This window comes from uncultured Phenylobacterium sp. (assembly GCF_902826855.1).
GTDB lineage: Bacteria > Pseudomonadota > Alphaproteobacteria > Caulobacterales > Caulobacteraceae > Phenylobacterium.
On sequence record NZ_CADEGK010000013.1, the window covers coordinates 12,718 to 34,639 of the forward strand.

At 69.7% G+C, this 21,922-nt stretch carries 24 protein-coding genes; 11 read left to right on the plus strand and 13 right to left on the minus strand.

Features of this window, described 5'->3' with window-relative positions; genetic code table 11:
• On the plus strand, positions 1-2,067 hold a 2,067-nt coding region (locus QZV94_RS03585; RefSeq protein WP_293676431.1), incomplete at its 5' end, for a hypothetical protein.
• Between the two features lie 66 nt (positions 2,068-2,133).
• On the opposite strand, the gene QZV94_RS03590 is transcribed toward QZV94_RS03585, so the two are convergent.
• Together QZV94_RS03590 and QZV94_RS03595 are read right to left on the minus strand one after the other, a co-directional pair.
• Complete coding sequence (locus QZV94_RS03590; RefSeq protein ID WP_293676432.1) at positions 2,134-3,006, minus strand: sulfurtransferase; 873 nt, start codon at positions 3,004-3,006, stop codon at positions 2,134-2,136.
• A 110-nt stretch (positions 3,007-3,116) separates the two neighbouring features.
• Positions 3,117-4,127, minus strand: coding sequence for an HWE histidine kinase domain-containing protein (locus tag QZV94_RS03595; protein WP_293676433.1), 1,011 nt, complete (start codon positions 4,125-4,127; stop codon positions 3,117-3,119).
• Between the two features lie 191 nt (positions 4,128-4,318).
• Here QZV94_RS03595 and QZV94_RS03600 point away from each other — a divergent pair, with 191 nt between their 5' ends.
• Entirely contained in the window at positions 4,319-5,296 is a 978-nt protein-coding gene (locus tag QZV94_RS03600; protein ID WP_293676434.1) for a S1C family serine protease, read from the plus strand.
• Between the two features lie 16 nt (positions 5,297-5,312).
• Entirely contained in the window at positions 5,313-5,945 is a 633-nt protein-coding gene (locus QZV94_RS03605; protein WP_293676435.1) for a glutathione S-transferase family protein, read from the plus strand.
• Positions 5,946-5,969: 24 nt separating this feature from the next.
• Here QZV94_RS03605 and QZV94_RS03610 read toward each other — a convergent pair whose 3' ends face one another.
• Both QZV94_RS03610 and QZV94_RS03615 read right to left on the minus strand, forming a co-directional pair.
• Complete coding sequence (locus QZV94_RS03610) at positions 5,970-6,866, minus strand: hypothetical protein (RefSeq protein WP_293676436.1); 897 nt, start codon at positions 6,864-6,866, stop codon at positions 5,970-5,972.
• 31 nt (positions 6,867-6,897) lie between these two features.
• Entirely contained in the window at positions 6,898-7,407 is a 510-nt protein-coding gene (locus QZV94_RS03615) for a YdcF family protein (RefSeq protein ID WP_293676437.1), read from the minus strand.
• A gap of 87 nt (positions 7,408-7,494) precedes the next feature.
• Here QZV94_RS03615 and QZV94_RS03620 point away from each other — a divergent pair, with 87 nt between their 5' ends.
• A complete protein-coding gene (locus tag QZV94_RS03620; protein ID WP_293676438.1) occupies positions 7,495-8,367 on the plus strand; it encodes a class I SAM-dependent methyltransferase in 873 nt (290 codons plus the stop codon).
• Positions 8,368-8,370: 3 nt separating this feature from the next.
• Here the strand turns inward: QZV94_RS03620 and QZV94_RS03625 are convergent, their stop codons facing one another.
• Positions 8,371-8,682 carry a hypothetical protein gene (locus tag QZV94_RS03625; protein ID WP_293676439.1) on the minus strand — a complete coding sequence of 104 codons (312 nt, stop codon included), beginning with the start codon at positions 8,680-8,682 and terminating at the stop codon, positions 8,371-8,373.
• Positions 8,683-8,934: 252 nt separating this feature from the next.
• On the opposite strand from QZV94_RS03625, the gene QZV94_RS03630 reads away from it, so the two are divergent.
• Genes QZV94_RS03630 through QZV94_RS03645 form a run of 4 tightly spaced genes read left to right on the plus strand, consistent with a single transcriptional unit; the run spans position 8,935 to position 12,492 of the window.
• Positions 8,935-10,062, plus strand: a complete 1,128-nt coding sequence (locus QZV94_RS03630) for an ABC transporter permease (RefSeq protein WP_293676440.1) — start codon at positions 8,935-8,937, stop codon at positions 10,060-10,062.
• Positions 10,059-10,889, plus strand: coding sequence for an ABC transporter ATP-binding protein (locus QZV94_RS03635; protein WP_293676441.1), 831 nt, complete (start codon positions 10,059-10,061; stop codon positions 10,887-10,889). The genes QZV94_RS03630 and QZV94_RS03635 overlap by 4 nt, the downstream gene beginning before the upstream one ends.
• On the plus strand, positions 10,889-11,854 hold the full coding sequence (locus tag QZV94_RS03640) for an MlaD family protein (RefSeq protein WP_293676442.1): 966 nt from the start codon (positions 10,889-10,891) through the stop codon (positions 11,852-11,854). Before QZV94_RS03635 ends, QZV94_RS03640 begins: the two co-directional genes overlap by 1 nt.
• Positions 11,851-12,492: an ABC-type transport auxiliary lipoprotein family protein gene (locus tag QZV94_RS03645; protein WP_293676443.1), complete on the plus strand. Its 642-nt coding sequence runs from the start codon at positions 11,851-11,853 to the stop codon at positions 12,490-12,492. The genes QZV94_RS03640 and QZV94_RS03645 overlap by 4 nt, the downstream gene beginning before the upstream one ends.
• Here QZV94_RS03645 and folD read toward each other — a convergent pair.
• Genes folD through QZV94_RS03665 form a run of 4 tightly spaced genes read right to left on the minus strand, consistent with a single transcriptional unit; the run spans position 12,489 to position 15,489 of the window.
• Positions 12,489-13,382 (minus strand): bifunctional methylenetetrahydrofolate dehydrogenase/methenyltetrahydrofolate cyclohydrolase FolD, encoded by an 894-nt coding sequence (gene folD, locus QZV94_RS03650; RefSeq protein WP_293676444.1) that lies wholly within the window; start codon positions 13,380-13,382, stop codon positions 12,489-12,491. The genes QZV94_RS03645 and folD overlap by 4 nt on opposite strands.
• A 17-nt stretch (positions 13,383-13,399) precedes the next feature.
• On the minus strand, positions 13,400-13,858 hold the full coding sequence (locus QZV94_RS03655; protein WP_293676445.1) for an NUDIX domain-containing protein: 459 nt from the start codon (positions 13,856-13,858) through the stop codon (positions 13,400-13,402).
• Complete coding sequence (locus tag QZV94_RS03660; protein WP_293676446.1) at positions 13,858-14,865, minus strand: S1/P1 Nuclease; 1,008 nt, start codon at positions 14,863-14,865, stop codon at positions 13,858-13,860. Before QZV94_RS03660 ends, QZV94_RS03655 begins: the two co-directional genes overlap by 1 nt.
• Positions 14,866-14,907: 42 nt before the next feature.
• Positions 14,908-15,489: a glutathione S-transferase family protein gene (locus QZV94_RS03665; protein WP_293676447.1), complete on the minus strand. Its 582-nt coding sequence runs from the start codon at positions 15,487-15,489 to the stop codon at positions 14,908-14,910.
• 187 nt (positions 15,490-15,676) lie between these two features.
• Here QZV94_RS03665 and QZV94_RS03670 point away from each other — a divergent pair, with 187 nt between their 5' ends.
• The 3 genes from QZV94_RS03670 to QZV94_RS03680 all read left to right on the plus strand — a co-directional run bounded on the left by QZV94_RS03670 (position 15,677) and on the right by QZV94_RS03680 (position 18,216).
• Complete coding sequence (locus tag QZV94_RS03670; protein WP_293676448.1) at positions 15,677-16,156, plus strand: 3D domain-containing protein; 480 nt, start codon at positions 15,677-15,679, stop codon at positions 16,154-16,156.
• Positions 16,157-16,236: 80 nt separating this feature from the next.
• Positions 16,237-16,779, plus strand: a complete 543-nt coding sequence (locus QZV94_RS03675; protein WP_293676449.1) for an AAA family ATPase — start codon at positions 16,237-16,239, stop codon at positions 16,777-16,779.
• A gap of 198 nt (positions 16,780-16,977) precedes the next feature.
• Positions 16,978-18,216: a hypothetical protein gene (locus tag QZV94_RS03680; protein WP_293676450.1), complete on the plus strand. Its 1,239-nt coding sequence runs from the start codon at positions 16,978-16,980 to the stop codon at positions 18,214-18,216.
• Here the strand turns inward: QZV94_RS03680 and QZV94_RS03685 are convergent.
• From QZV94_RS03685 to QZV94_RS03700, 4 genes are read right to left on the minus strand one after another with little or no spacing between them, the layout of a single operon-like run.
• Positions 18,213-19,028 (minus strand): ferredoxin--NADP reductase, encoded by an 816-nt coding sequence (locus tag QZV94_RS03685; protein ID WP_293676451.1) that lies wholly within the window; start codon positions 19,026-19,028, stop codon positions 18,213-18,215. The two genes, QZV94_RS03680 and QZV94_RS03685, sit on opposite strands and share 4 nt — an antisense overlap.
• A gap of 10 nt (positions 19,029-19,038) precedes the next feature.
• Positions 19,039-19,785: a phosphoadenylyl-sulfate reductase gene (locus QZV94_RS03690; RefSeq protein WP_293676452.1), complete on the minus strand. Its 747-nt coding sequence runs from the start codon at positions 19,783-19,785 to the stop codon at positions 19,039-19,041.
• A complete protein-coding gene (locus tag QZV94_RS03695) occupies positions 19,782-20,282 on the minus strand; it encodes a DUF934 domain-containing protein (protein ID WP_293676453.1) in 501 nt (166 codons plus the stop codon). The genes QZV94_RS03690 and QZV94_RS03695 overlap by 4 nt, the downstream gene beginning before the upstream one ends.
• Positions 20,266-21,921, minus strand: coding sequence for a nitrite/sulfite reductase (locus QZV94_RS03700; RefSeq protein WP_293676454.1), 1,656 nt, complete (start codon positions 21,919-21,921; stop codon positions 20,266-20,268). The genes QZV94_RS03695 and QZV94_RS03700 overlap by 17 nt, the downstream gene beginning before the upstream one ends.
• Position 21,922 lies beyond the last annotated feature (1 nt).

Consider the following 21,922-nt stretch of genomic DNA (forward strand, 5'->3'; position numbering starts at 1 on the left):
TACGAGATCGCACTCACCACCGAAGTGAAGATCCGCCACACGAACACCAGCTTCGAGACGCGGACGATAGTGGAGCGGGCGAGCTTCGTCACCGCCGGCGTCCCCGGCCTCAACGAGAGCCCCGAGCCGGGGATCGAGATGCGGCCCTATGTGATCAGCCGCCGTCCTGGCGGCCGAGGCCGGGTCTATCGCGACGAGAGCGTGCATCTGGTGCTGTCTCCGGACCTGCAGCTGTTCGGCCCGGGCGCGGGCGGCGATGACGAGGCGGGATTCCGTTATCCGGTGACCCTGACCGTCGGGACGCGCTTCGACAGCCGCCCCGAGGCGGCCGCGGCAGCCTCGTCCTTCGAGAGCAACGACTGGTTCGTCGACCATCGCGGAACGGGCGGAGGGCTGATCGTCGCCAACCCGCTGCGCGACCTGATCACGGCGGTGAGCCGCAGCGGGCTGCGCCGGCGCTATCAGCTGCTGTCGCAGGCGTCGGGTGGAAGCTGCACGCCGGACGACGTCTGGAACGAGCAGCGGCCTCGCCTGGGAGTCACCCCGTTCGATTCGGCCGGCCGGCCGCTGTGGCAAGCGCGCAGCGGCTACCACGCTGCCATGCGTCCGGCGGGCGGACCGGTGGTCGACCGGGCGCCGTTCGAGACCGCCGACATCAGCGCCTTCCGTGCTGTAACCGGCGCCTGGACGGTGGAATCGGGTGAGCTGCGCGCGGCCGGCGCTTCGACGGGTCGGTTCGGGGAGCCCGACTGGGATTCCTACACTCTGCAGCTGACCGGCAGCGTCGCCCGCGGCGGGCATCTCTCCGCCGCCGTACTCATCGACAGTGCAAACCCTGGCGGCGGCCTGCGCTTCACCGTGAGCGCCAACGCCGACGGCGCGGCCGTCCTCGTCGCGCAGCCGCTGTCCGGTGGGCCGCCGCTGGCGTCGCAGCCGATCACGGCCCTGCCGCCGACCGTCAGCCTGCGCGTCGATGTCTTCGCCAACCGCATCCGCGCCAGCGCCGCGGGCGTCACGGTCGGTGTCGACCGCGGAACCGAGGTCCCGGGGCTCTGCGAGATCGGGGCGGCGCAGGCCGGGATCGTGAGCCTGAACGTCCGCGGCCTGGAGATGTACGGCTTCGACTTCGACACCAGCCGCTACGAGAGCTTCGAGGCCCACATCGGGACCGCCGGCGACCTCGGCCAACTGACGGTCGCCGGCGCCGAGGATTCCCTGGCCGCCACCTTGGCCCGGCTCGGCGGCGAAATCGCCGCGGCCATGCGGCCCGAAGCCGCCGACAGCGATCGAGAGCGCGTGTTCGGGGAAGCCGTACGCAGCCTAGCCGTTCCGCTGCGCGAGGCGCCGGAGCGCCTGCATCTCGAGCTGGCAAGCGCCGGCGCAGACCGGTGGTTCTTGCTGGAGAGCCCCGAACCGATCGACCTGGTCGAGGAGGTGACGCTGGACCTGCGCCGTCGCGTCCCCCTCCCGCCGATCGATCCCGCGCTCGTCGCCAAGGTCCGCGCGGCCCTGGCCGACCTCTTCCGACCGCGGCCTTTCCCCTTGCCGCCGACGCGACCGCCACTCGACCCGAGCCGCCGTCCGGGTCGAACCCCGTTCGAGCGCGACGTCGAGCGCCTGGGACCACGCGGCCGCGCCGCGCTCAACGCAGGCGAGCCGCTGGGTCCGCGGCGACCGCCCGGGGCGCGGTCGCTCATCTCGGTGGAGCTGGTCGGCCTTCGTTTCGTCATCACAGAGCTGTCGACCGACACCACCACGACCCGGCCGGCGACAGGGTTCACCCGGGGCGAAATCCTGGCGCTTCGAGGCGTCGTCCTCTTCTTCGACCGGGACGGCCGCCTGGTGGACTGGACGCGGCCGGACGACGCGGAATGGCGCGCGGTCGCGCTGACGGCGATCCAGAACGCCGACGGGACGCGCGCGCTGCTGATCCCACAGGGCGCACTGCCGGCCGGCGACTACCGGCTGCAGTTCGAGATCACCCGCCGCTGGTTCGACACCGAGGCCCCTGTGGGTCCGGACAACGCCTATGAGGGCCAGGCTACGCTGGCGTTCACGGTGGCATAGGCGAGCCTGGCGCGGCGCAAACCGGTCGACAGCGCCTGAGCGGCCCGTTCAGATGTCAGTTCATGGCTACGAAACGCCGGTTTCCATCGGCGACTGCGGATCAGCGGCCCATTCCGACATCGACCCGTCGTAGACGGCGACCGAAGGGTGGCCCAGCCGCGTCAGGGCGAGTGCGTCCATCGTCGCCGATATGCCTCCGCCGCAATAGCAGATGACCCGGTCTCGCCCGAACGCGCCAACGGCCTCGAACAGGGACCGCAGATCGGCGTCGCTGCGGTAGCGGCCTTCGGAATCCAGCAGGGCGGCGTAGGGGACGTTTCGGCTGCCCTTGATGTGGCCCTTACGGCCGTAGCTGATGGCGGCCTCCCCGCTGTGCACGCTCGGGGACAGGGCGTTGATGGTGCAGACAGACCCGTCGCCGATGGCGCTCAAGACCTCGGACTTGTCGGCCCACGCGCCCGGTTGGTCCGTCAGCGAAAGTTCAGCCGGCGGATAGCGGCGTGCGCCCGTCTCCACCGGTCGGCCCTCGGCGATCCATCTGGCAAGGCCGCCGTCGAGGACGGCGGCGTCAGCGAAGCCCGCCGCGCGCAGCATCCACCAGAGCCGCGTCGCCCACATGGGAGTCGTGGTGCTGTAGATGACCACCCGCATGCCGGGCCCGATCCCCGCTTCACCGAGCGCCCGTGCGAACGGACCTGCCGCAAGGCGCGTAAACCGCAGCGCCGAATTGGGGTCGGACAGATCTGTCGCCAGATCGAGGAAGGCCGCGCCGGGAATATGGGCGGCCTCGTAGTCGCTGCGTCCGCTCTCGATCCGGTAGGGTCCGGGCGAGGCTGGCAGCAGGTGCACCGTTGCGTCGAAAATCCTCACGTCGGGATCCTCGAGGTGGGCCTGGACCCAATCACCCGAAATCAGACCCCGGCCGTCCCAGTCGCCCATCTCGCCCTCCCCGAGGCCGCCAATGCGGCGATTGTACACCCCGCGGCGCGCGGCGCGACAGCCCTTCGCCAGGCGATCTATTCAGTCGTGGCGCTGGCTAGGCGCCGTCGTCAGACGTCCGGCTCGCCGGCGCGGATCGCTTCGACGACATCGAGCATCGGGAGTTCCGCCTCGGTGGAGAGCGTCAGCTCGATCACGCAGCGCACGCCACCGGCGGCAAAGTCGATGCGCGCGCGGCCCCCGCTATCCTCGGCGAAGCTGCGTGCGATCAGGCGCGAGCCGAAGCCGCGGCGGGTCGGCGCCGAGACGACCGGTCCGCCCTCCTCTGCCCACAGCAGGGTCAGGTGACGGCCGCCCTGCGAGTCGACGTGCTGGTTCCAGTCAACCGCCACGCTGCCGGACAGGGTCCGCAACGCCCCGTACTTCACGGCGTTGGTCGCCAGCTCGTGCAGGACGAGCGACATCGACACGGCCTGGGGCGGACTGAGCCTCACCGGAGGCCCGTCCACGGTGAACCTTCCGCGCCCCGGCTGCTCGTACGGCGACAGGGCCCGCGTGACGATCGCGTGGAGGTCGGCGCCCGCCCAGTTCTCGGCCACGAGCGCGTTGTGGGCGTCCGAAAGGGCCATCAGCCGGGCGGTCAGATCGTCCCGCACCGAGCGGTCGACCTCGGCGGCCCGCAAGGTCTGCTCCACCAGAGACTGCACGGTCGCCAGGGTGTTGTTGATCCGATGGTTCAGCTCGTTGAGCAACAGCACGCGCTGCTCGTCCGCCAGGCGGCCGCTGGTCTCATCGCGGATCACCTTGATCAGGCCTTCGACGCCGGCGTCACGCAGCGACATCGTCACGCCGTTGGCCCAGAAGCGTTCGCCATCCTTGCGCAGGTGCCATCGGCTGTCTTCGGCGCGGCCTTCACGCCAGGCCTGCTCCAACTCGAACCTGGGCTGTCCGGCCGACCGGTCGGCGGCCGTGAAGATCACCGCGAAGTCCATGCCCACAGCTTCGTCAGACGTATAGCCGGTAATCCGCTCGGCCCCGGCGCTCCAGCTGGTGATGGTTCCCGCGAGGTCGAGCGTCAGGATCGCGTACTCACGCGCATGCTCCAGAATCAGGGTGGCCACCCCTGGGTCACTCAACGTGCGCGCCAACTTCTCATCATCCGCCATGGCGCCCAAACGCACCGACCGCGCATTGGTGGCGGTCGCAGCGCTTCGCGACACATGCCTGGCGCAACGACGCGGTTTCATTCCCCTGCCCCTATTCATCTTCTGCCGTGGCGGGGGCACACTAAGGGCGGCATCAGGAGACCGGCGTGGCGTCACCGTTTGATGGATTCGAGGTGGAAGCCCGGCTGCGGCCCGCGGCTCATGGTCATGCGTTCGACCTGGAGCGTACGCTGTCGGCCGTCGTGGCGCTGGAGACGCGAGTCCCCGAGGACGCCTTCACGGCCGCGACGCTGGGTGTCGATCGGATCGGCAACGGGGCCCTGATCGGGGCGAACGGCCTGGTGGTGACCATGGGCTATCTGGTCATGGAGGCCGAGGACGTGGCGCTCACCCTCGGCGACGGCGAACGGGTGGCGGCGCACGTGCTGGGCTCGGATCCCGTCACGGGGTTCGGCCTGGTGCAGGCGCTGCAGCCGCTGGACGTCCCGCCGCTGCCGCTCGGCGACTCCCGGTCGTTGCGGGCCGGCAGCCCGGTGATCATCGCCGGCGGCGGTGGGCGCAACCACGCCGCGGCCGGCCAGGTGCTCACCCGGATGCGCTTCGCCGGTTACTGGGAATATCTGCTGGAGGATGCGATCATCACCGAGCCCGCCCACCCGCACTGGAGCGGGGCGGCGCTGATCGGAGCCGCCGGCGAACTGGTGGGCGTGGGCTCGCTCAGCCTGCAAGGGCAATCGGCGAACGGCGTCGCCAAGCCGCTCAACATGTTCGTCCCCATCGAGCTGCTGCCGCCGATCCTGGACGACCTCGCCCAGGGCCGGCCGGCGCACGCGCCGCGGCCCTGGCTGGGGGTCATCGCCCAGGACATGGGCCCCGGTGTCATCGTGGTGGCGCTCAATCCGCGCGGTCCGGCGGCGCGCGCCGAGCTCAAGCCTGGCGACGTCATCCTGGCGGTCGCCGGCGTGGCGGTGTCGGACCTCGCCGGCTTCTACACCCAGCTATGGGCGCAAGGCTCGGCGGGGGCGGTCATACCGCTGCGGCTGCGGCGTGAGGAGGATGTGTTCGACGTCGAGGTGCGCTCGCTCGATCGCGCGGCGATGCTCAAGAAGCCGCGATTCAACTGAAGCCGGGGCGCCAGCGATGATCCTGATCGGACAGTATGACAGCCCCTTCGTGCGCCGGGTCGCCGTCGCCCTGCGGCTCTATCGGATGGACTATGAGCACCGCGCGTGGTCGGTCTTCGGCGACGCCGAGGCGTTGGCGCAGTTCAACCCCCTGCGTCGCGTCCCCACCCTGGTCTGCGACGACGGGACCGCGCTGCTGGAGAGCGGCGCGATCCTCGACTGGCTGGACGAGCAGGTTGGCCCGGAACAGGCCTTGATCGCGGCTTCGGGCGCCCCGCGGCGCGACACCTTGAGGATTTGCGCCCTGGCCTCGGGCCTCGCCGACAAGGCCGTGAGCCTCGTGTACGAGCGGGTGATTCACGAGCGCGCCACGCCGGTGTGGGTCGAACGCTGCCGCGCCCAGGTCGGCGGTGTCCTGGACGTGCTGGAGGCTGCGCGCGACGCGCGGTCCCGCTGGTGGTTCGGCGAGCGCCTGACCCACGCCGATGTCATCGTGGGGTGCGTCCTGCGCTTCGTGCGCGAGGCCCATCCCGATGTGTTCGACGCGGCCCGCTGGCCTGTGCTGGCGGCGCACGCGGAGGCCTGCGAGGCGCTGCCGGAGTTCAAGGCGGCCGTACAACCCTTCCACGTGGCGCCGCCGAAGGGTTGAGGCCGCCTCGCGGTGCGGCCCCAGCTAGTATGGCCGCTGGGTGCGGATCGGGGCGTTAGGATCGGCCGCCGCGGGCGGACGTAAGTCACGCTCCGGCGCCAGCGGCGGCGGTGCGGCTGGAGCGACGGGCAGGACCAGCACGGGGGCGCTGATCGCTTCCTCGGTGGCGCGCGCGGCGTCGGAAGGCAGGCGGACGATCCGGACCTCAGGCTCGGCGGAGAGAGCTGTGCCTCGCGCCGGCGGCGGTCTGGCCGGCTGCGCCGCGGCGGTGCGGACAGGGGTCGGAGCAGCGGGCGGGCCCTCGGCTGCAATCGGCGGGACCGGGGCTGGCGTCACGGGCGCAGCCGCGACCGCAGCCGCGGCCGGCGCGGCGGTCGGCGGCCCAGGTGCAGGTGGTCCCGCGCGGGTGAACAGGTAGGCCAACCCCGCCATCGCGGCGACGCCTACGGCCGTCGCCGCGATGGCGGGCAGACGCGAGCGGCGGCGGGCCGGCCTGGTCCGCCCTTCCTGGAGGGGCGTCACCACCAACTCCGACAGCTCGACGGCCGTCCGCTCTGCAGGGGCCTCGGCGATCAGACGCGGGGCCGGCGCGGGCTGCGGCGCGGGCTGCGGCGCCACAGCGGCCGGCGTTGGAACTGCTGGGCGGATCTCGGGCGCCGGCGCGGGAATGGGCGCTGGGGTCGGCGAGAGCCGCGGTGCTGCGCCGCCGAGGGCGAAGTTGGCGCCCGGGGCCGCCTGCGGCCGGGTGAAGAGCGGAGTGATGGTCCGGGGTTCAGGTTCGGCCGGCGGCTGCTCGGCGGTTGGGGGCCCCGGCGGCGCGGCGCCGGACTTCGGCAGCGGGCCGACGCGGAACGGCGCCTGGGGCATCTTCGGCCAGGCGCTGTTGCGGGCGAACGGGTTGTCGTCGGTTTCGGAAGCCATGGCGCCAACCTCGGCGGCGAGTGGGACGGGACTATGACAGAAGACGCCGCCGACGCACCGCCACGATCGCTCCGTCATAGACGATAGCGACCATTTCGCGGAGCGCCATGCCAACTCGATGCATCGGCGCTCCGCGCGCCCAGCCAGCAGGCCTGGGTCCTGCAACGCTTCGGACACCGAGCATCGCCAGCATCAGACGGATGCGCGGGACGTGATAGTCGTCGCTGCAAATCACCACGGGCGCGCCCATGCCAGCGCCGACCGCCCGGGCGACGACAACGACGCTCTGCAGGGTGTCGAGGCTGGCTTCGTCGGCGATCAGCTGCTCGTTCGGCAGGCCGTGCCAACGCAGGGCGGCGAGCATCACCGAGGCCTCGGAGGGGCCGTGGCGCCCGACGCCGCCGGAGCAGATCACCGGCGAGTCGGGAAAGGCCCTCGCCGCCTCCAGCCCATAACCGATCCGCCGGCGCAGCGCGGCCGAGGGCTGACCATCCGCCCGCACGGCGGCGCCGAAGATCGCGATCGTCGGAGGCGGACTCATGACGCAGCATCGCCTTTGTCGCCGCCCATCGCCAGATCGCCCGGCGGCCGGTTGAAAATGACCGGGCTGCTCCATAAGAGTGCGCCCATGCGCGACGCCACGGCAGACGGCAGCGGCTGCCAGGTGTGCGGCGGCGAGGTCCATCCCTACCGAAAGGGATGGCTCTTCCGGTGCGGCGCGTGCGGCGTCCTGAGCTCCAGCCTCGACATCGCCATCCCCAGCGAGGAGTCCGAGGCCGGTATCGACGAGGCCGCCCGCGAGCAGGGCCTGGCCACCTTGCGGCGCGACAACAACGCCTTGCTCCTCGACCGCCTGGCGGCGCTCGCGCCGGCCGGCGGGCGGTTGCTGGACGTCGGCAGCGGGCCGGGATTCCTGCTGGCCCAGGCCGCAGCGGCCGGGTTCGCGGCCGAGGGCATCGAGCCCGACGCGAACGTGCACCCGGACCAGGCGGGCGGCGCGAAGGTGCGGCGCGGCTTCTTCCCCCAGGTGCTGGAGCCCGGCGAGCGCTTCGACGTGATCGTCTTCAACGATGTGCTCGAGCACATCCCCGACCTGGCCGGTGCGCTGGCGGCGTCGTTCGAACGGCTGACGCCGGGTGGGATCCTGTGCCTCAACTGCCCGGACAAGCGGGGCCTGTTCTTCCGCACGGCGGCCGCGTTGGACCGGCTGGGCGTCCAGGGGCCCTACGCGCGGCTCTGGCAACGCGGCCTGCCCTCGCCGCACGTCTGGTACTTCACCCCCGGCCTGCTGGACCGCGCGGCCGGCAGGGCGGGCTTCGCGCCGGTTGGGCGACAAAGGCTGGCGACCATCGCGCTCAAGGGGCTGTGGAGCCGGATACGTTTGGTCCGCAGCACCCCGCTTGTCCTGGCGCTCGCGAGTTACGCGTTCTCGGTCATGATCTTCCCGCTCCTGCGCCTTACGCCGAGCGACGCCTCCGCCAGCTTCTACCGCCGCCCGTGAGGATCAGCCGTTCAACGGCGGATGATAGTGGTCGATCAGATCCCGACGCTCGGCCTCGCGCACGGCGCGGGTGACGTTGAGGCGAGTGAGCACGGTGGCCTCCGGGTGCTTGCGCTTGGCCTTCTCCAGGTCGGCGCGCCAGGTCTGGCTGGCCAGGTTGTCGGTCTCCCCGGCGTAGACGACCTTGAGTTCTTCCTCGTTGACCTCGGCGATAACGTAGTTCGCCCCTGCAGGCGGCAGGAAGCGACTTTCCTCAATCGTGGAATAGCGATAGCGGGCGCCGGAGGCCCCGGCGAGGTCGATCTGGCGGGTCAACTGTAACTTACTCCTGCACGCACGACTCGGCCGCCCCCCGGCCGCGCGCCATGGTGCGCGGCGAGTTGGACGAAATCTTGGCTGACCTTCACTGTAGCCGAACCGTCGCGCGTCGTGCTTGGAATTCCGGAACAACCTTCGCCATGTGCACGTTCGGGCTGCGAGCGTGACACATTGGTGTCGCTTCACGAGGGAGGACGGGCCTGGACGCGAGGGCTGGACAGTCACGCCGCACGCCAGGACAAGTTCCCCATGCAGAAGCCCGCCCAGTTCCAGATGCAGGCCGCTTCGGATCGCCCAACGGCGAAGCTGAGCGGCGACTGGACCACGAACCTGCTGGAAGGAATCGGGGCCGAGCTCGGCCGCGAGCTGCGCGGGCGCAAGGACGTGACCCTGGACCTGAGCGGCGTGCGCCGGATGGACACCGCCGGCGCCTTCGCAGTGATCCGCGCGGTGGGGCCGGACTTCAACCTGGACCAGGTGGTCGCCCGGCCGGAGGCCAAGCGGCTTCTGGAGCTTGTCGACAACGCCCATCGCGTCGAGCCGGTGGTCGTGCGCCAACCGCAGGGCTTCCACCAGATGCTCATCCGAATCGGAAAGGGCGTCGTGGATCTGCGCGAGGAGTTCCTTTCCACCATGGGCTTCATTGGCCACCTGCTGGTGGTCGTGGGCCGGTCGGCGGTCAACCTCGTCGTCGCGCCCCGCAAGATCCGCTGGGCCCCGACGTTCGTGCAGATGGAACAGGCCGGGCTGGACGCCATCCCGATCGTGGCCCTCACCACATTCTTCATCGGCGCCGTGGTGGCCCTGCTGGGCGTCAACATGCTGCAGCAGTTCGGGGCGGAGGTCTTCTCGGTCGAGCTGATCGGCGTGGCGGTGCTGCGCGAGTTCAACATCGTCATCACCGCGGTGCTGCTGTCCGGCCGCTCAGCCTCGGCCTTCGCCGCCGAGTTGGGCTCGATGAAGATGAACCAGGAAGTCGACGCGATGACCGTGATGGGCGTCGATCCGTTCGAGGCGCTGGTCCTGCCGCGGTTCGTGGCGCTGCTCATCACCATCCCGCTGCTGACCTTCGTCGCCACCCTGGCGGGCCTGTTGGGCGGACTGATGGTGACCTGGTCGGTGCTGGACCTGGGACCGACCTTCTTCCTGCAGAGGATCGTCGACAACGTCGGCGCGACCCACTTCTGGGTGGCGCTTTCCAAGGCGCCGGTGATGGCCGCGGTGGTGGCCGGGATCGGCTGCCGTCAGGGCCTGATGGTGGGCGGCGACGTCGAGAGCCTGGGCCGCCGGGTGACCGCCGCGGTGGTGCACTCGGTCTTCTCCGTGATCATGATCGATGCCGCCTTCGCCCTCTTCTACATGCAGCTCGACATATGACCGACGCCGTCGATGAGAGAACCGCCTCTGACGAGGAGCTGCTGGACCAGGAGGGCCCGGCCATCGAGGTGCGCGGCCTGCGCTCCGTATTCGGCGAGCACGTGGTGCACGACGGGCTGGACCTGACCGTCCAGCGCGGCGAAATCCTAGGTGTCGTGGGGGGGTCCGGCACCGGCAAGTCGGTGATGCTCAACACCATCATCGGCCTGCGCAACCCGGACGCCGGCACGATAGCGGTCTTTGGCCAGGAGCTGCAGCGGGCGTCCAGGCGGCGCTGGAGCGCACTGGAGCGGTCCTGGGGCGTGCTGTTCCAGGGCGGCGCGCTGTTCTCCAACCTCACCGTGCGTGAGAACGTCGCGGCGCCGATGTTCGAGCACACGAACCTCACGCGTCGCGAGGCGATGGAACTCTCGGACCTGAAGATCGCCATGGTCGGCCTGCGGCCCGAGGCCGGCTCCCTGAAGCCTGCGGAGCTGTCGGGTGGCATGCGCAAGCGGGCCGGCCTGGCCCGCGCCCTGGCCCTGGATCCGGAGCTCCTCTTCCTGGACGAACCCACCTCCGGTCTCGATCCGATCGGGGCCGCCGCCTTCGACGTGCTGATCAAGGACCTGGCTGACAGCCTGGACCTGACTGTGTTCATGATCACCCACGACCTCGACTCCCTGTACGAGATCACCGACCGCGTCGCCGTGCTGGCCGACGGCAAGGTGGTCGCCGTGGCGCCGGTGGCCGAGCTCGAAACATCGGATCATCCCTGGATCCGCGAGTATTTCCTGGGACCTCGGGGCCGCGCCGCGCGAGCCGTCCGGGTCGGGACGGGAGCCTGATGGAAAAGAACGCCAACTACACCCTGGTGGGCCTCTCCACCCTGATCCTGACAGTCGCCCTGTTGGTGTTCATCGTCTGGCTGGCGCGGCTACGGATCAACGCCGAGTACGACCTCTACGACATCGTCTTCGCCGGTCCCGTGCGCGGCCTGAACGAGGGCGGCGAAGTGCACTTCAACGGTATCAAGGTGGGCGAGGTCACCACCATCGCCCTGGACAAGACCAACCCGCAGAACGTCATCGCCCGCGTGCGGGTGACCGAGGACGTGCCGATCCGCGTCGACAGCTACGCGACCCTTGAGCCGCAAGGCATCACCGGCCTGAACTATGTCCAGATCAGCGCTGGCACGGGCACCCGGCCCCTGCTGAAGGTCGCCTACCAGGCCCGCTGCGAGCAGTCACGGCTGGGCCGCGCATGCATTCCCGTGCTCAAGAGCCAGCGCAGCGCCATCTCCGACCTGCTCGAGGGCGGCGGTACGGTGCTGACCAGCACCATCGAGGCGCTGCACCGGGTGAACCAGGTGCTGTCGGACGAGAACATCAAGACCTTCTCGGCCGCCATCTCCGACGCCCAGGCCGTGACCGCGGAGCTGCGCGAGCGCAAGTCGATCATCGCCGACGCCCAGAGCGCCGTGCAGCGGATCGACGAGGCGGCCGGCAACATCGCGGAGCTGTCGAAGACCGCCAACGAGCTCGTCGGCAGCGACGGGAAGCGGCTGGTCCGCGACCTGGCTGGCGCGGCCGCGGAGGCCAAGGCCGCAGCCGCCGACGGACGGGCCATGATCGCGCGCCTGCAGGGCCCGACCACCGAGTTCGCCACCAACGGCCTGCCGCAGGTGACCGCCGCCGTGATCCAGATGCAGAGCGCGGCGGAATCGCTGGAGCGGCTAGTCAACGAGATCCAGTCCAGCCCGACCGGCGCGCTCGGCAAGCCACCGGCCGAAGAAGTGAAGGTGCCCCAATGACCCCTGCCCTCACCCGCGCGGGCCCCTTCGTCCGCCTGATCGGCCTCGGGGCCTGTGCGCTTGCGCTCAGCGCGTGCGTTTCGCTGCTGCCGAAGACCAAGCCCGCCCACCTCTACCGGTTCGGCCAGCCCGCGGGCGCCGAGGCGATGACCGCCACGCCTGGCCAGATCGGCGTGTTCCGCACCAACGCCTCCTTCCAGCGCGAGTCCGCCGGCGACCGGTTGCTGACCGTCGACGGCGGCAAGATCGCCTATGTGGCGGAGACCCGCTGGGTAACGCCCGCCGCCGTGCTCTGGGACGAGGCCGTGCTGGCCGCCTTCGACGCAGACCCGGGCCCGGTGCGACTCATCTCCCGCGGGGAACCGGCCACCGCCGACTACGTGCTGCGCCTGGACGTGCGCAACTTCGAGGCCCGCTACCTGAGCGGCCCCAAGCTGGCTCCCACGGTCGTGGTTCGCGTCCGCGCGGCGATGACGGGTAGGGCCGATCGCGCGCTGATCGCCGAGCGCATCTTCGAGAAACAGGTCCCCGCCGCCGACAACCGCGTCGGAGCCATCGTCTCGGCCTACGACAAGGCGGTGGCGGAGGTGCTGGCGGAGGTGGTTACCTGGACCACGGAACAGGCAAAGCGGGGCTAGCCGGGGATACCCGCCTGCCGCTTGGCCGCCAGCACGGTGTTGTGCAGTAGAACCGCGACGGTCATCGGTCCGACGCCTTTGGGCACCGGGGTGATGCTGCCGGCGACTTGCAGGGCTTCCTTGTAGTTCACGTCGCCGACGATCTTGGTCTTGCCCAGCGCCGCCTGCTCCGGGTTGTCGAACGGCACGCGGTTGATGCCCACGTCGATGACGCAAGCCCCGGGCTTGATCCAGTCGCCGCGGATCATCCGCGGGCGGCCCACGGCGGCGACCAGGATGTCGGCCGAACGGCAGACGGACGGCAGGTCGACGGTCTTCGAATGCGCCATGGTCACCGTGCAGTCGGCGGCCAGCAGCAGCTGCGCGACGGGTTTGCCGACCAGCAGCGAGCGGCCGACGACCACCGCGTGCTTCCCCGTCAGGTCGCCCAGGGCGGCCTTGATCAGCATCAGGCAGCCCGTGGGCGTGCAGGCGACCAGTGCGGGCAGCCCGGCGACCAGGCGGCCGGCGTTGACCACGTGCAGGCCGTCGACGTCCTTGTCCGGCCCGATCAGCTCGATCACCGGCATCTCGTCGAGATGGCCCGGCAACGGCAGCTGCACCAGGATGCCGTGGATCGCCGGGTCCGCGGCGAGGTCGGCCACCAGGGCCTCCAGCGCCGCCTGGGTGGTGTCGCCGGGCAGCAGGTGGGTGACCGAGTGCATGCCGGCGGCCCTGGACCGCTCGCCCTTGGACTTCACGTAGGCCTGGCTGGCGGGATCGTCGCCAACCAGCACCACCGCGAGGCCGGGCTGCAGGCCGTGCTCGGCCTTGAGGCGCGCCACCTCGGCCGCAACTTCGCCGCAGATCCGCTCGGCGACCGGCGCGCCCTCGATGATTTCAGCCGTCATGGCGGCTGGCTAGCCCGTCAGCCGCGCGCGCGCAATCGCAGCCATGCCGCCACCGCCCACGCGTGGGACTCGCGATCGAGGCGCAGGACCGCCTCCTGAGGGTCCGTCCAGACCAGGGTGTGGTCGTCCTCGATCTTCAGGTCCTGGTCCTGAGCCACCACCCGGCCGCTGAAGAAGACGCCGCGGGTGTTCCGGACCTCGCCGTCGCCGTGAAGGAAATAGTGGTCGGCGCGGACAAAGGGTTCGGCATCCAGCGCCACCCGCAACCCGGCTTCCTCGCCGCATTCCCGTACCGCCGCCTGGGCCGCCGTCTCGCCCGGGTCGATGCCGCCGCCCGGGAGGTCCAGCGCCAGACGGTGATGGAGCCGTGGGACCTGCACCAGGGCGATCAGGCCATCCCGCTCGATTACCGCGAAGGCGGCAGGCCGGTCCGGGCAGGCCTCAGGCGGCGCATCGCCGAACTGAGGGGTGGCCATCAGTCGATACCGTAGAGGGCGGGATACGGATCGACCCGGCCCGCCAATACGTCCTGCACCGCCACCGGCTTCCAACCCACCGAGCGGTAGGCGCTGGCTCGCCAGGATTCAGCGATCACATCGCGCAGCTCGGAGGCCCCTACCGCCATCCGCTCGACCGCGAAGGCCGTGCCGCGCGGGTCGCCCGGAGCCAGGCCCCCGGCCTTCTCCATCTCGTAGAAGGGGATGACATACCTGTTGGTCGCGGTCAGATAGGCCGTGACCCGCTGCTCCGGCGTGCAGTTGCAGAGGCGCAGCGACGTCATCTTGGCCGCCACCGCGGCCGGCCTGACCGTGGCGGCCACCAGATCGCTCTCGAACGGCCCATGCAGCTTGGCCGTGGAGTAGCCGGCCGGGTTGGGTCCATCGCCCCAGCCGTTGTAATGGCTGGTGACATGCAGCGGCTGGCTGCCGTCGGCGATGAAATGGGAGAGTTCGCCGACGCCCTTCAGGATGAGGGCCTCGCGGCGGATCCGATCGGCGGTGAACCAAGCCCTGTTCGCGGCCCACCTGGGGTTCGCCTCCGCCGCCTTCAGCACCCGCCAGTAGGCGAAGTCGGTGGTCAGCTGCTGCCAGCGGTCGATGATCGAATAGGGCAGGTAGCCAACCTTCCACGAGTCCAGATTCGCCGCGCGCAGCCCCGTCTCGAACTCGGCGCGCGTCGCGGCCAGCGGCAACATCGGCGGGCCGCCCAGAAGCCTGCCGTCGTCGTCCAGATCGATGAAGTGGCCAGGATCGCGGTCCTGGTCGTGCAGCCGACCGGAACCCTTGGATCGGTCGGGCTCACGCGACAGCTCGCCGACGTCTCGGGCGGCCTGGGCCGTGCGCAGGAAGGCCGGCAGCTCGGCCGGCAGGGCGCGGATCGCCAGCTGGCCCACCATCCTGTGGCCGGTGTTCCCCCAGGCGAGCAGCGACGAGGGCGCGGCGAGGGCCAGGGCGAACAGCGCCGGCGCGAGAAGGCGTTTCATGGACGACGGTGTGGCCACTCGCCAGCCGCAAGGCAAGCGCAGTCAGGCGATCTTAAGCGCCGCTTCCACGCGGCCGATCCAGGCTTGCACCGCCGGATAGCGATCCAGGCTGAAGCCGCCCTCGTGAGCGAACCGCGTGTAGGCCACCAGGGCGACGTCGGCGAGGCTGACCCGGTCGCCGACCAGGAAGGCGGAGGCCGCCAGGCCGCCTTCCATCCGCTGCAAGGCCGCCGCACCCCGCTCGACCAGCCGCGCCTCCAGGTCGCTGACGGCCTTGCCAAGGTACTTCACCTGGAAGCGGGCGACGGCGACATACGGCTCATGCCTGTACTGCTCCCAGAACATCCACTCCAGCATCCGGGCGCGATCATATGCGTCGTCCGGGACCAGCGGCGAACCCTCGGCGAGATGCAGGATGATGGCGTTCGACTGCGCCAGCGGCCGCCCGTCGTCGAGCACGACGGTGGGCACTTGGCCGGCCGGATTCATGCCAAGGAAGGCCGGCGTGCGCGACTCCCCACGCATCGTGTCTATCTCGATCCAGTCGTACGCGCGGCCGACAAAATCGGCCGTCCATTTCACTTTCAGGCAGTTCCCGGACTTGCTGTCCCCGTAGATTTTCATGAAGCACCTCCACGCCGGTCAAGCTGGGCAGTGCCGATTTTCCCCTCGCAAGGCAAGCGCCAGTCGTCTGGACGAGGTATCAGAGAAGCTCACAGGTCGGTTTGTCGCGCCCGTCGGGGGTTGCCCCGGGGTAGCTGAGCCGGTAGGACTTAGGCCACCAGTTCAACGACGAAGGAGGACGCCGTCCATGCGACGCCGCCTCGCCGCCCTGGCAGTTTTTTCCGCCATCGCGATCACCTCGAACGCGCAAGCCGCGCCGAACGATCCCGTTGGTGATCTTCTGAATTCGCTTGTCTCGGGCGCCCTGCCGGGCGCTGGCGTCTTCAACCTGAAGGCCACCTTGTACCATGCGGGCGCCAAGGGCGTCGGCTCGCTGGACAGCCTGGGCTGCAAGGTCGTGCCGATGCGCACGATCGCGGTCGACAAGACGATCATTCCGCGCCGCACGATCATCTTCATCAAGGAGACCGTGGGCCTGAAGATGCCCGACGGCGGCGCTCATGACGGCTACTGGTACGCCAGCGACGTCGGCGGCGCGATCAAGGGCCAGCGCATCGACCTCTATACCGGCACCGGCGCGGCTTCCATGAAGCCGATGCGTGCGCTGAACCTGACGAAGCTGACCGCGGTGAAGGTCGGCAAGTTCGAAGGCTGCCCGCCGAAGTAGGGCTTCCGCCCACCCTTTTCCCTGACCGCCTGCGCAGTCCCGATCCCGGGGCCGCGAACACGTGTCCAAGGGACCGCGACGTGATCACCCACAAACCCAATTTCTTCGTCTTCACCGGGGGCGGCGGGACCGGCAAGACCACGCTGATCCGCCATCTGCAGGCGGCCGGCGAACTGGTCGTCGAGGAGAACATCCGCGCGGTGATCCGCGAACAGGCGGCAAGCGGCGGCCGCGGCTTGCCCTGGATCGACCCACAGGCCTGCTGCGACCTGACGACCGCCCGCGACATCGCCGATTTCGACCGGCTGGCGAGGGAGACCCGGCGGGTGTTCTTCGACCGCGGGCTGATGGACATGTACGGCGCGAACGGCGTCTCGCCCTCGCCGACGCTGCGCGAGGCCATCTACGCGCGTCGCTACAACGCCAAGGTGTTCGTCTTCCCGCCGTGGCGCGAGATCTACGGGACCGACAACGAGCGGCGCGAGGACTGGTCGAAGATGCCGGCGGTCTTCGACCAGATCGTCCGAACCCTGCCCGAGCTTGGCTACACCCCTGTCATCGTCCCGCGGCTGAGCGTCGGAGACCGGGCTCGGTGGGTCCTGGAGAATGTCTCGCAAGAGTAGAGCAGACTCGTCTTTTGGTTGATCCCGGTCGTATCGTCCTACGGCGCCGCTCGGATTGGGCCGCCGGCGCCTGGGGTTTTAGCCATGATGAAACACCGAACCCTCACCTGTCTGGCCGCCATCGGACTCCTGAGCGTTGGGATCGGCGGCTGTATGACGGACTCCGCGCCGACCTCTCCGACGCCACCAATGCCACCGATGCCGACGCCGCCCGGGCCGGTGGTCGACGCCAAGCGGGAGCTCTTCATCACCCACGTCTCGGTGGTCGACGATCCGCGCGCGCTGGGCGCCGGACCCTGGTCGTTCGGCGGACTGATGACGGCCATGGCGCCGACCGACGCCGGAGCGGCGCAGTTCACCAAGGACTGGCTGGCCACCTGGCGCACGACCACGCCCGTCAACACCTTCTCGATGGACGACCGAAAGGTCGACAAGGTCATCATCCGCAAATGGATGGCGCGGGATGGCGCCACGGACTTCGCCACCTGGACCCCCAACTTCGCGAACGCGCCCTTCCGGCTGCTGGGCATTGTCTACCGCCCGGACCTGGTGCGCTTCAGCGGCGAGCAGATCGTCAGCGCCGGCGAAGGGCGGTTCGTGTTCGAAGCCTTGAACGGCCCCGCCTCTGACCCCGCGTCGAAGTCCCTGCGCTTCACGGTCATCTTCGAGTACGGGCTCGTCGGCAACGACCAAGCCGACGTGAACGCCTGGGCCGAGCGGTTCCACGCCCTGGGGGGTATTCCGTTCGGGCCCGCGTACAACGCGGCCCTGCAGACGGTCACCGACCGGTTCAGCGGCCGCGGGAGCAATCCGGCCAAGCCGAACGGCAACGCGCTGAACCAGCTGCGCACCAACGAGGTCGCCCTGGGTTCGCCCTGGCAGCTGCGCGAGTTCCAGATCGCCACGACCGGGGCCCTCGCCTTCACCACGGTGCGGCAGACGCCGGACCTGAGGGCCAACCGGCAGGCGCTGTCCAACTGGCTCAACGCCAACGCCGAGGCGGTGAAGGCGCAGTCCGCGCGTGTGCCTCTCGACTTCAACGGTGAGCCCCTGCTGTCCGGACGTTCCGACGTCAGGGGCAACAGCCCGAGCTTCTTCTGGCCGACGATGAGCATTGCGGACAACGACGTGCGCCACGTGTTCTCGCTGAACACCTGCAACGGCTGCCACAACGGCGAAACCGGCAATCAGAGGAACACCAAGTCGCTGTTCCGGCATGTCAGTTCGCGCAAGGTCGGCCAGGAGGCGAAGCTGTCGGGCTTCCTGACAGGGACCACGGTGAGGGATCCGGTGTCCGGCGTGACCCGCCAGTTCAACGACCTGGCTGCGCGGACGGTGGCCCTGCAGGAGGCCCTGCGCCCGCCGACGTCCCCGACCGCCGCGGAAACCGGACCGGCGCTGACGGTCGCCCGGTCGCGCCGCGAGCGAACCGACTAGGTCTCGACGAAAGCGCGCTCGAGGACGAAGTCGCCGGGCTGCGCTATGGAACCCTCGACATAGCCGAGGGCGAGAAGCTGCTGCTTCAGGTCGGCCAGCACCGAGGGGCCGCCGCAGAGCATGACGCGGTCCACGGCGGGATCAAGCGGCGGCAGGCCCAGGTCCCTGAAGACCTGACCGGAGGCGATCAGGTCGGTGATGCGGCCCCTGGTGCGGAAGTCCTCGCGGGTCACCGTCGGGTAGTATTTGAGCTTGCCGCCGATCACCTCCGACAAGATCTCGTCCTCCGCCAGTTCGCGCTCGAACAGGTCGCGGTAATTGAGATCGGCCACCTGGCGCACGGTGTGGGTGACGATCACGTCGTCGAAGCGCTCGTAGACCTCCGGGTCGCGGGCCAGGCTTAGCCAGGGGGCCAAGCCGGTGCCGGTGCCCAGCATCCACAGGCGCTTGCCGGGCTTCAGGCCGTCCAGCACCAGGGTGCCGGTGGGCTTGCGGCCGATCAGCACCTCGTCGCCCACCTTGATGTTCTGCAGGCGCGAGGTCAGCGGGCCGTCCGGCACCTTGATCGAATAGAACTCCAACTCCTCGTGCCACGAGGGGGAGGCAATCGAATAGGCGCGCACCAGCGGCTTTCCGTCCTCCTTCACCAGGCCGACCATAACGAACTGGCCACTGGAGAATCGCAGGCCCGGATCGCGCGTCGTGCGGAACGAGAACAGGGTCGGGGTCCAGTGCTGGACCCACGTCACCGTCTCAACATAGAAGGCGCCAGAGGCCTTCAGGGCTGGCCGGGCCACGCTCACATCGTTCATCCGTAAAGCCCTAGATATCGCCGCCGACGTTGTTCGGGGTCCCTGGCGCACGCGCCAGATGGATGCCGCACTCGGTCTTGTCCAGGCCCTTCCAGCGGCCGGCGCGCACGTCCTCGCCGGGCTCGGCTGGCTGGGTGCAGGGCCAGCAGCCGACGGACGGGAAGCCCTGGGCGACCAGCGGATGCGGCGGCAGGTCGTGCTCGGCGATATAGGCGTCGAGGTCTTCCTTGCCCCAGTTGGCCAGGGGATTGAACTTCACTTGGCCATCGGCCTGCTCGACCACCGGCAGGTTCAGCCGATCGCCGCCATGGAAGCGCTTGCGCCCCGTGATCCAGGCGTCGAATTCGCCCAGCGCCCGGTCGAGCGGCAGCACCTTGCGGATATGGCAGCAGGCGTCGGTGTCGGTCTGCCACAGGTTCGCCTGCGGGTCGCCGGTGGCCAGGTCCTGATACTGGGGCCGCAGGTCGCGGACGTTGGTCAGACCCAGGCGCTCGGCCAGCTGGCGGCGGTAGTCCAGGGTCTGGCCGAACAGCATGCCGGTGTCGAGGAACAGCACCGCGATGTCCGGCTTCACCTTCGCGGCGATATCCAGCAGCACGGCGGATTCGGCGCCGAAGGACGAGACCAGGGCCAGCTTGTCGCCGAAACTCTCGACGGCGGCCTCCAGGATGGTGCGCGGGTGGGCGCGGCGCAGCTCGGCGTCCAGGCGGATGGCCAGGGGGCCGGTGCGATCGAAGGCGTCGTAGGCGAGGCTCATGGCTGGCGCTCCGCAAAGGCCGGCGTACGCACGTCGGAACCGCGTTGATAGACGTGGCGGAAGCGCTGGGCCGCCTGGGCCCAGACTTCCGGGGTGGAGCCGTCCGCCGGCTCGAAGGTGTCGAAACCGCAGCGGACCATGAAGCCCGCCTGCTCGCGCAGCACGTCGCCGACCGCACGGATCTCACCCTTGAACCCGTAGCGATCGCGCAGCAGCCGCGCGTAGCTGTAGGCCCGTCCGTCGCCGAACTTGGGGAACACCAGCGCCACCACCGAAATCCGCGGCAGGTCGTAGGTCAGCGCCTCGACATCCTCGCCGGCTTCCAGGCGAACGCCGACCTTGCGGCCCTCAGCGAGCAGCCGGTCACCTTCCGAGTCGAACCGGGTCAGGGAGACGATCACATCGCCTTGCGGGATGGCCCAATCATCCGAGACCGTGGTGAACGGGTCCTCGGCGAGGCCGAAGACGCCGTCACGAAGACTAATGTGCGTCGGCATAGACCGCCTCCTTGAAGGGCGTCACGCCAGTGCGGCGGAAGGTGTCCAGGAAGCGCTCGCCGTCCTGGCGCTCGCGCAGGTAGACGTCGACGAGGGTGTCGACGGCTTCGGCCACCTTGTCGTGCGGCAGGGCCGGACCCAGCGCCTGGCCGACCGCGGCGTCTTCCGCCGCCGACCCGCCGAGGGTGAGCTGGTAGAATTCCTCACCCTTCTTGTCGACGCCGAGGATGCCGATGTGGCCGACGTGGTGGTGACCGCAGGCGTTGATGCAGCCCGAGATCTTGACCTTCAGCTCGCCGACCTTCTCGGCGCGATCCGGGTCGGCGAAGGTCTTGGCGATGTTCTGGGCAATGGAGATCGCCCGGGCGTTGGCGAGCGCGCAGTAATCCAGGCCCGGGCAGGCGATGATGTCGCTGACCAGGTTCATGTTGGGCGTGGCCAGGCCTGCCTCGGCGAGTGCGGCCCAGACCGTGGGCACATCGTCCAGCTTCACGTGCGGCAGGACCAGGTTCTGCTCGTGTGTGACCCGGATGTCGTTCTGGCCGAACCGCTCTGCGAGGTCGGCCACAACCTCCATCTGCTCGGAGGTCGCATCGCCGGGAGTCTCGCCGATCGCCTTCAGCGAGATCTCCACGATGCCGTAGCCGGGGACCTTATGCGGCTTCAGATTGTTGCGCGCGAACCGGGCGAAGGCGGGCGTCGCGGCGCGGGCGGCTTCCAGCGCCTCGGACCGGGGCGGCAGGGTTTCGAAGCTGTTCGGCGTGAACGCGCCGCGGATGCGGGCCAGTTCGTCATCCGGCAGGTCCACGGCCGCGCCGATCTTCTCCCATTCCGCCTCGACCTGATGGGCGAACTCGTCGCGGCCCAGGGTGGCGACCAGCACCTTGATGCGCGCCTTGTGGATGTTGTCGCGCCGGCCGTGGCGATTGTAGACCCGCAGGATCGCCTCCAGGTACGAGAACAGGCGGCTGGCCGGAAGGAACTGGCGGATCGTGGGGGCGATGTAGGGCGAGCGGCCCAGCCCGCCGCCGACCATCACCTCGAAGCCCAGCGCGCCGTCGCGAGCGCGTTTCAGGTTGAGGCCGATGTCGTGGGTCTTGGCGGCCGTGCGGTCCTTGGGCGCGGCGGTGACAGCGATCTTGAACTTGCGGGGCAGGTACGAGAACTCGGGGTGCACCGTCGACCACTGGCGGATCGCCTCGGCCCAAACCCGCGGGTCGTCGACCTCCTCGGAGGTGGCGCCTGCATAGGGGTCGGCGCTGACGTTGCGCACGCAGTTGCCGCTGGTCTGGATGGCGTGCATGTCGACGCTGGCCAGATGATCCATGATGTCCGGGGCGTCCCGCAGCTTGATCCAGTGCAGCTGCAGGTTGGTGCGGGTGGTGAAGTGGCCGTAGCCCTTGTCGTAGGTGCGCGCGATCCAGGCCAGCTTGCGCAGCTGGGCCGGGTTCAGCGAGCCGTAGGGAACTGCGATCCGCAGCATGTAGGCATGCAGCTGCAGGTAGAGGCCGTTGCGCAGGCGCAGCGGCTTGAACTGGTCTTCGTTCAGCTCGCCGGCCAGCCGCCGGGCCACCTGGCCGCGGAACTCCGCGCTGCGGTCGGCAAGCATATCCCTGTCGATGGCGTCGTATTGGTACATC

Bases quoted from the DNA above. Each gene is read 5' to 3' on its own strand.
- QZV94_RS03590 (WP_293676432.1), bottom strand. From the start codon at position 3,006: ATGGGCGACTGGGACGGCCGGGGTCTGATTTCGGGTGATTGGGTCCAG.
- QZV94_RS03605 (WP_293676435.1), top strand. From the start codon at position 5,313: ATGATCCTGATCGGACAGTATGACAGCCCCTTCGTGCGCCGGGTCGCC.
- QZV94_RS03610 (WP_293676436.1), bottom strand. From the start codon at position 6,866: ATGGCTTCCGAAACCGACGACAACCCGTTCGCCCGCAACAGCGCCTGG.
- QZV94_RS03615 (WP_293676437.1), bottom strand. From the start codon at position 7,407: ATGAGTCCGCCTCCGACGATCGCGATCTTCGGCGCCGCCGTGCGGGCG.
- QZV94_RS03620 (WP_293676438.1), top strand. From the start codon at position 7,495: ATGCGCGACGCCACGGCAGACGGCAGCGGCTGCCAGGTGTGCGGCGGC.
- QZV94_RS03630 (WP_293676440.1), top strand. From the start codon at position 8,935: ATGCAGAAGCCCGCCCAGTTCCAGATGCAGGCCGCTTCGGATCGCCCA.
- QZV94_RS03635 (WP_293676441.1), top strand. From the start codon at position 10,059: ATGACCGACGCCGTCGATGAGAGAACCGCCTCTGACGAGGAGCTGCTG.
- QZV94_RS03640 (WP_293676442.1), top strand. From the start codon at position 10,889: ATGGAAAAGAACGCCAACTACACCCTGGTGGGCCTCTCCACCCTGATC.
- QZV94_RS03645 (WP_293676443.1), top strand. From the start codon at position 11,851: ATGACCCCTGCCCTCACCCGCGCGGGCCCCTTCGTCCGCCTGATCGGC.
- folD (WP_293676444.1), bottom strand. From the start codon at position 13,382: ATGACGGCTGAAATCATCGAGGGCGCGCCGGTCGCCGAGCGGATCTGC.
- QZV94_RS03655 (WP_293676445.1), bottom strand. From the start codon at position 13,858: ATGGCCACCCCTCAGTTCGGCGATGCGCCGCCTGAGGCCTGCCCGGAC.
- QZV94_RS03660 (WP_293676446.1), bottom strand. From the start codon at position 14,865: ATGAAACGCCTTCTCGCGCCGGCGCTGTTCGCCCTGGCCCTCGCCGCG.
- QZV94_RS03665 (WP_293676447.1), bottom strand. From the start codon at position 15,489: ATGAAAATCTACGGGGACAGCAAGTCCGGGAACTGCCTGAAAGTGAAA.
- QZV94_RS03670 (WP_293676448.1), top strand. From the start codon at position 15,677: ATGCGACGCCGCCTCGCCGCCCTGGCAGTTTTTTCCGCCATCGCGATC.
- QZV94_RS03680 (WP_293676450.1), top strand. From the start codon at position 16,978: ATGCCGACGCCGCCCGGGCCGGTGGTCGACGCCAAGCGGGAGCTCTTC.
- QZV94_RS03685 (WP_293676451.1), bottom strand. From the start codon at position 19,028: ATGAACGATGTGAGCGTGGCCCGGCCAGCCCTGAAGGCCTCTGGCGCC.
- QZV94_RS03690 (WP_293676452.1), bottom strand. From the start codon at position 19,785: ATGAGCCTCGCCTACGACGCCTTCGATCGCACCGGCCCCCTGGCCATC.
- QZV94_RS03695 (WP_293676453.1), bottom strand. From the start codon at position 20,282: ATGCCGACGCACATTAGTCTTCGTGACGGCGTCTTCGGCCTCGCCGAG.
- QZV94_RS03700 (WP_293676454.1), bottom strand. From the start codon at position 21,921: ATGTACCAATACGACGCCATCGACAGGGATATGCTTGCCGACCGCAGC.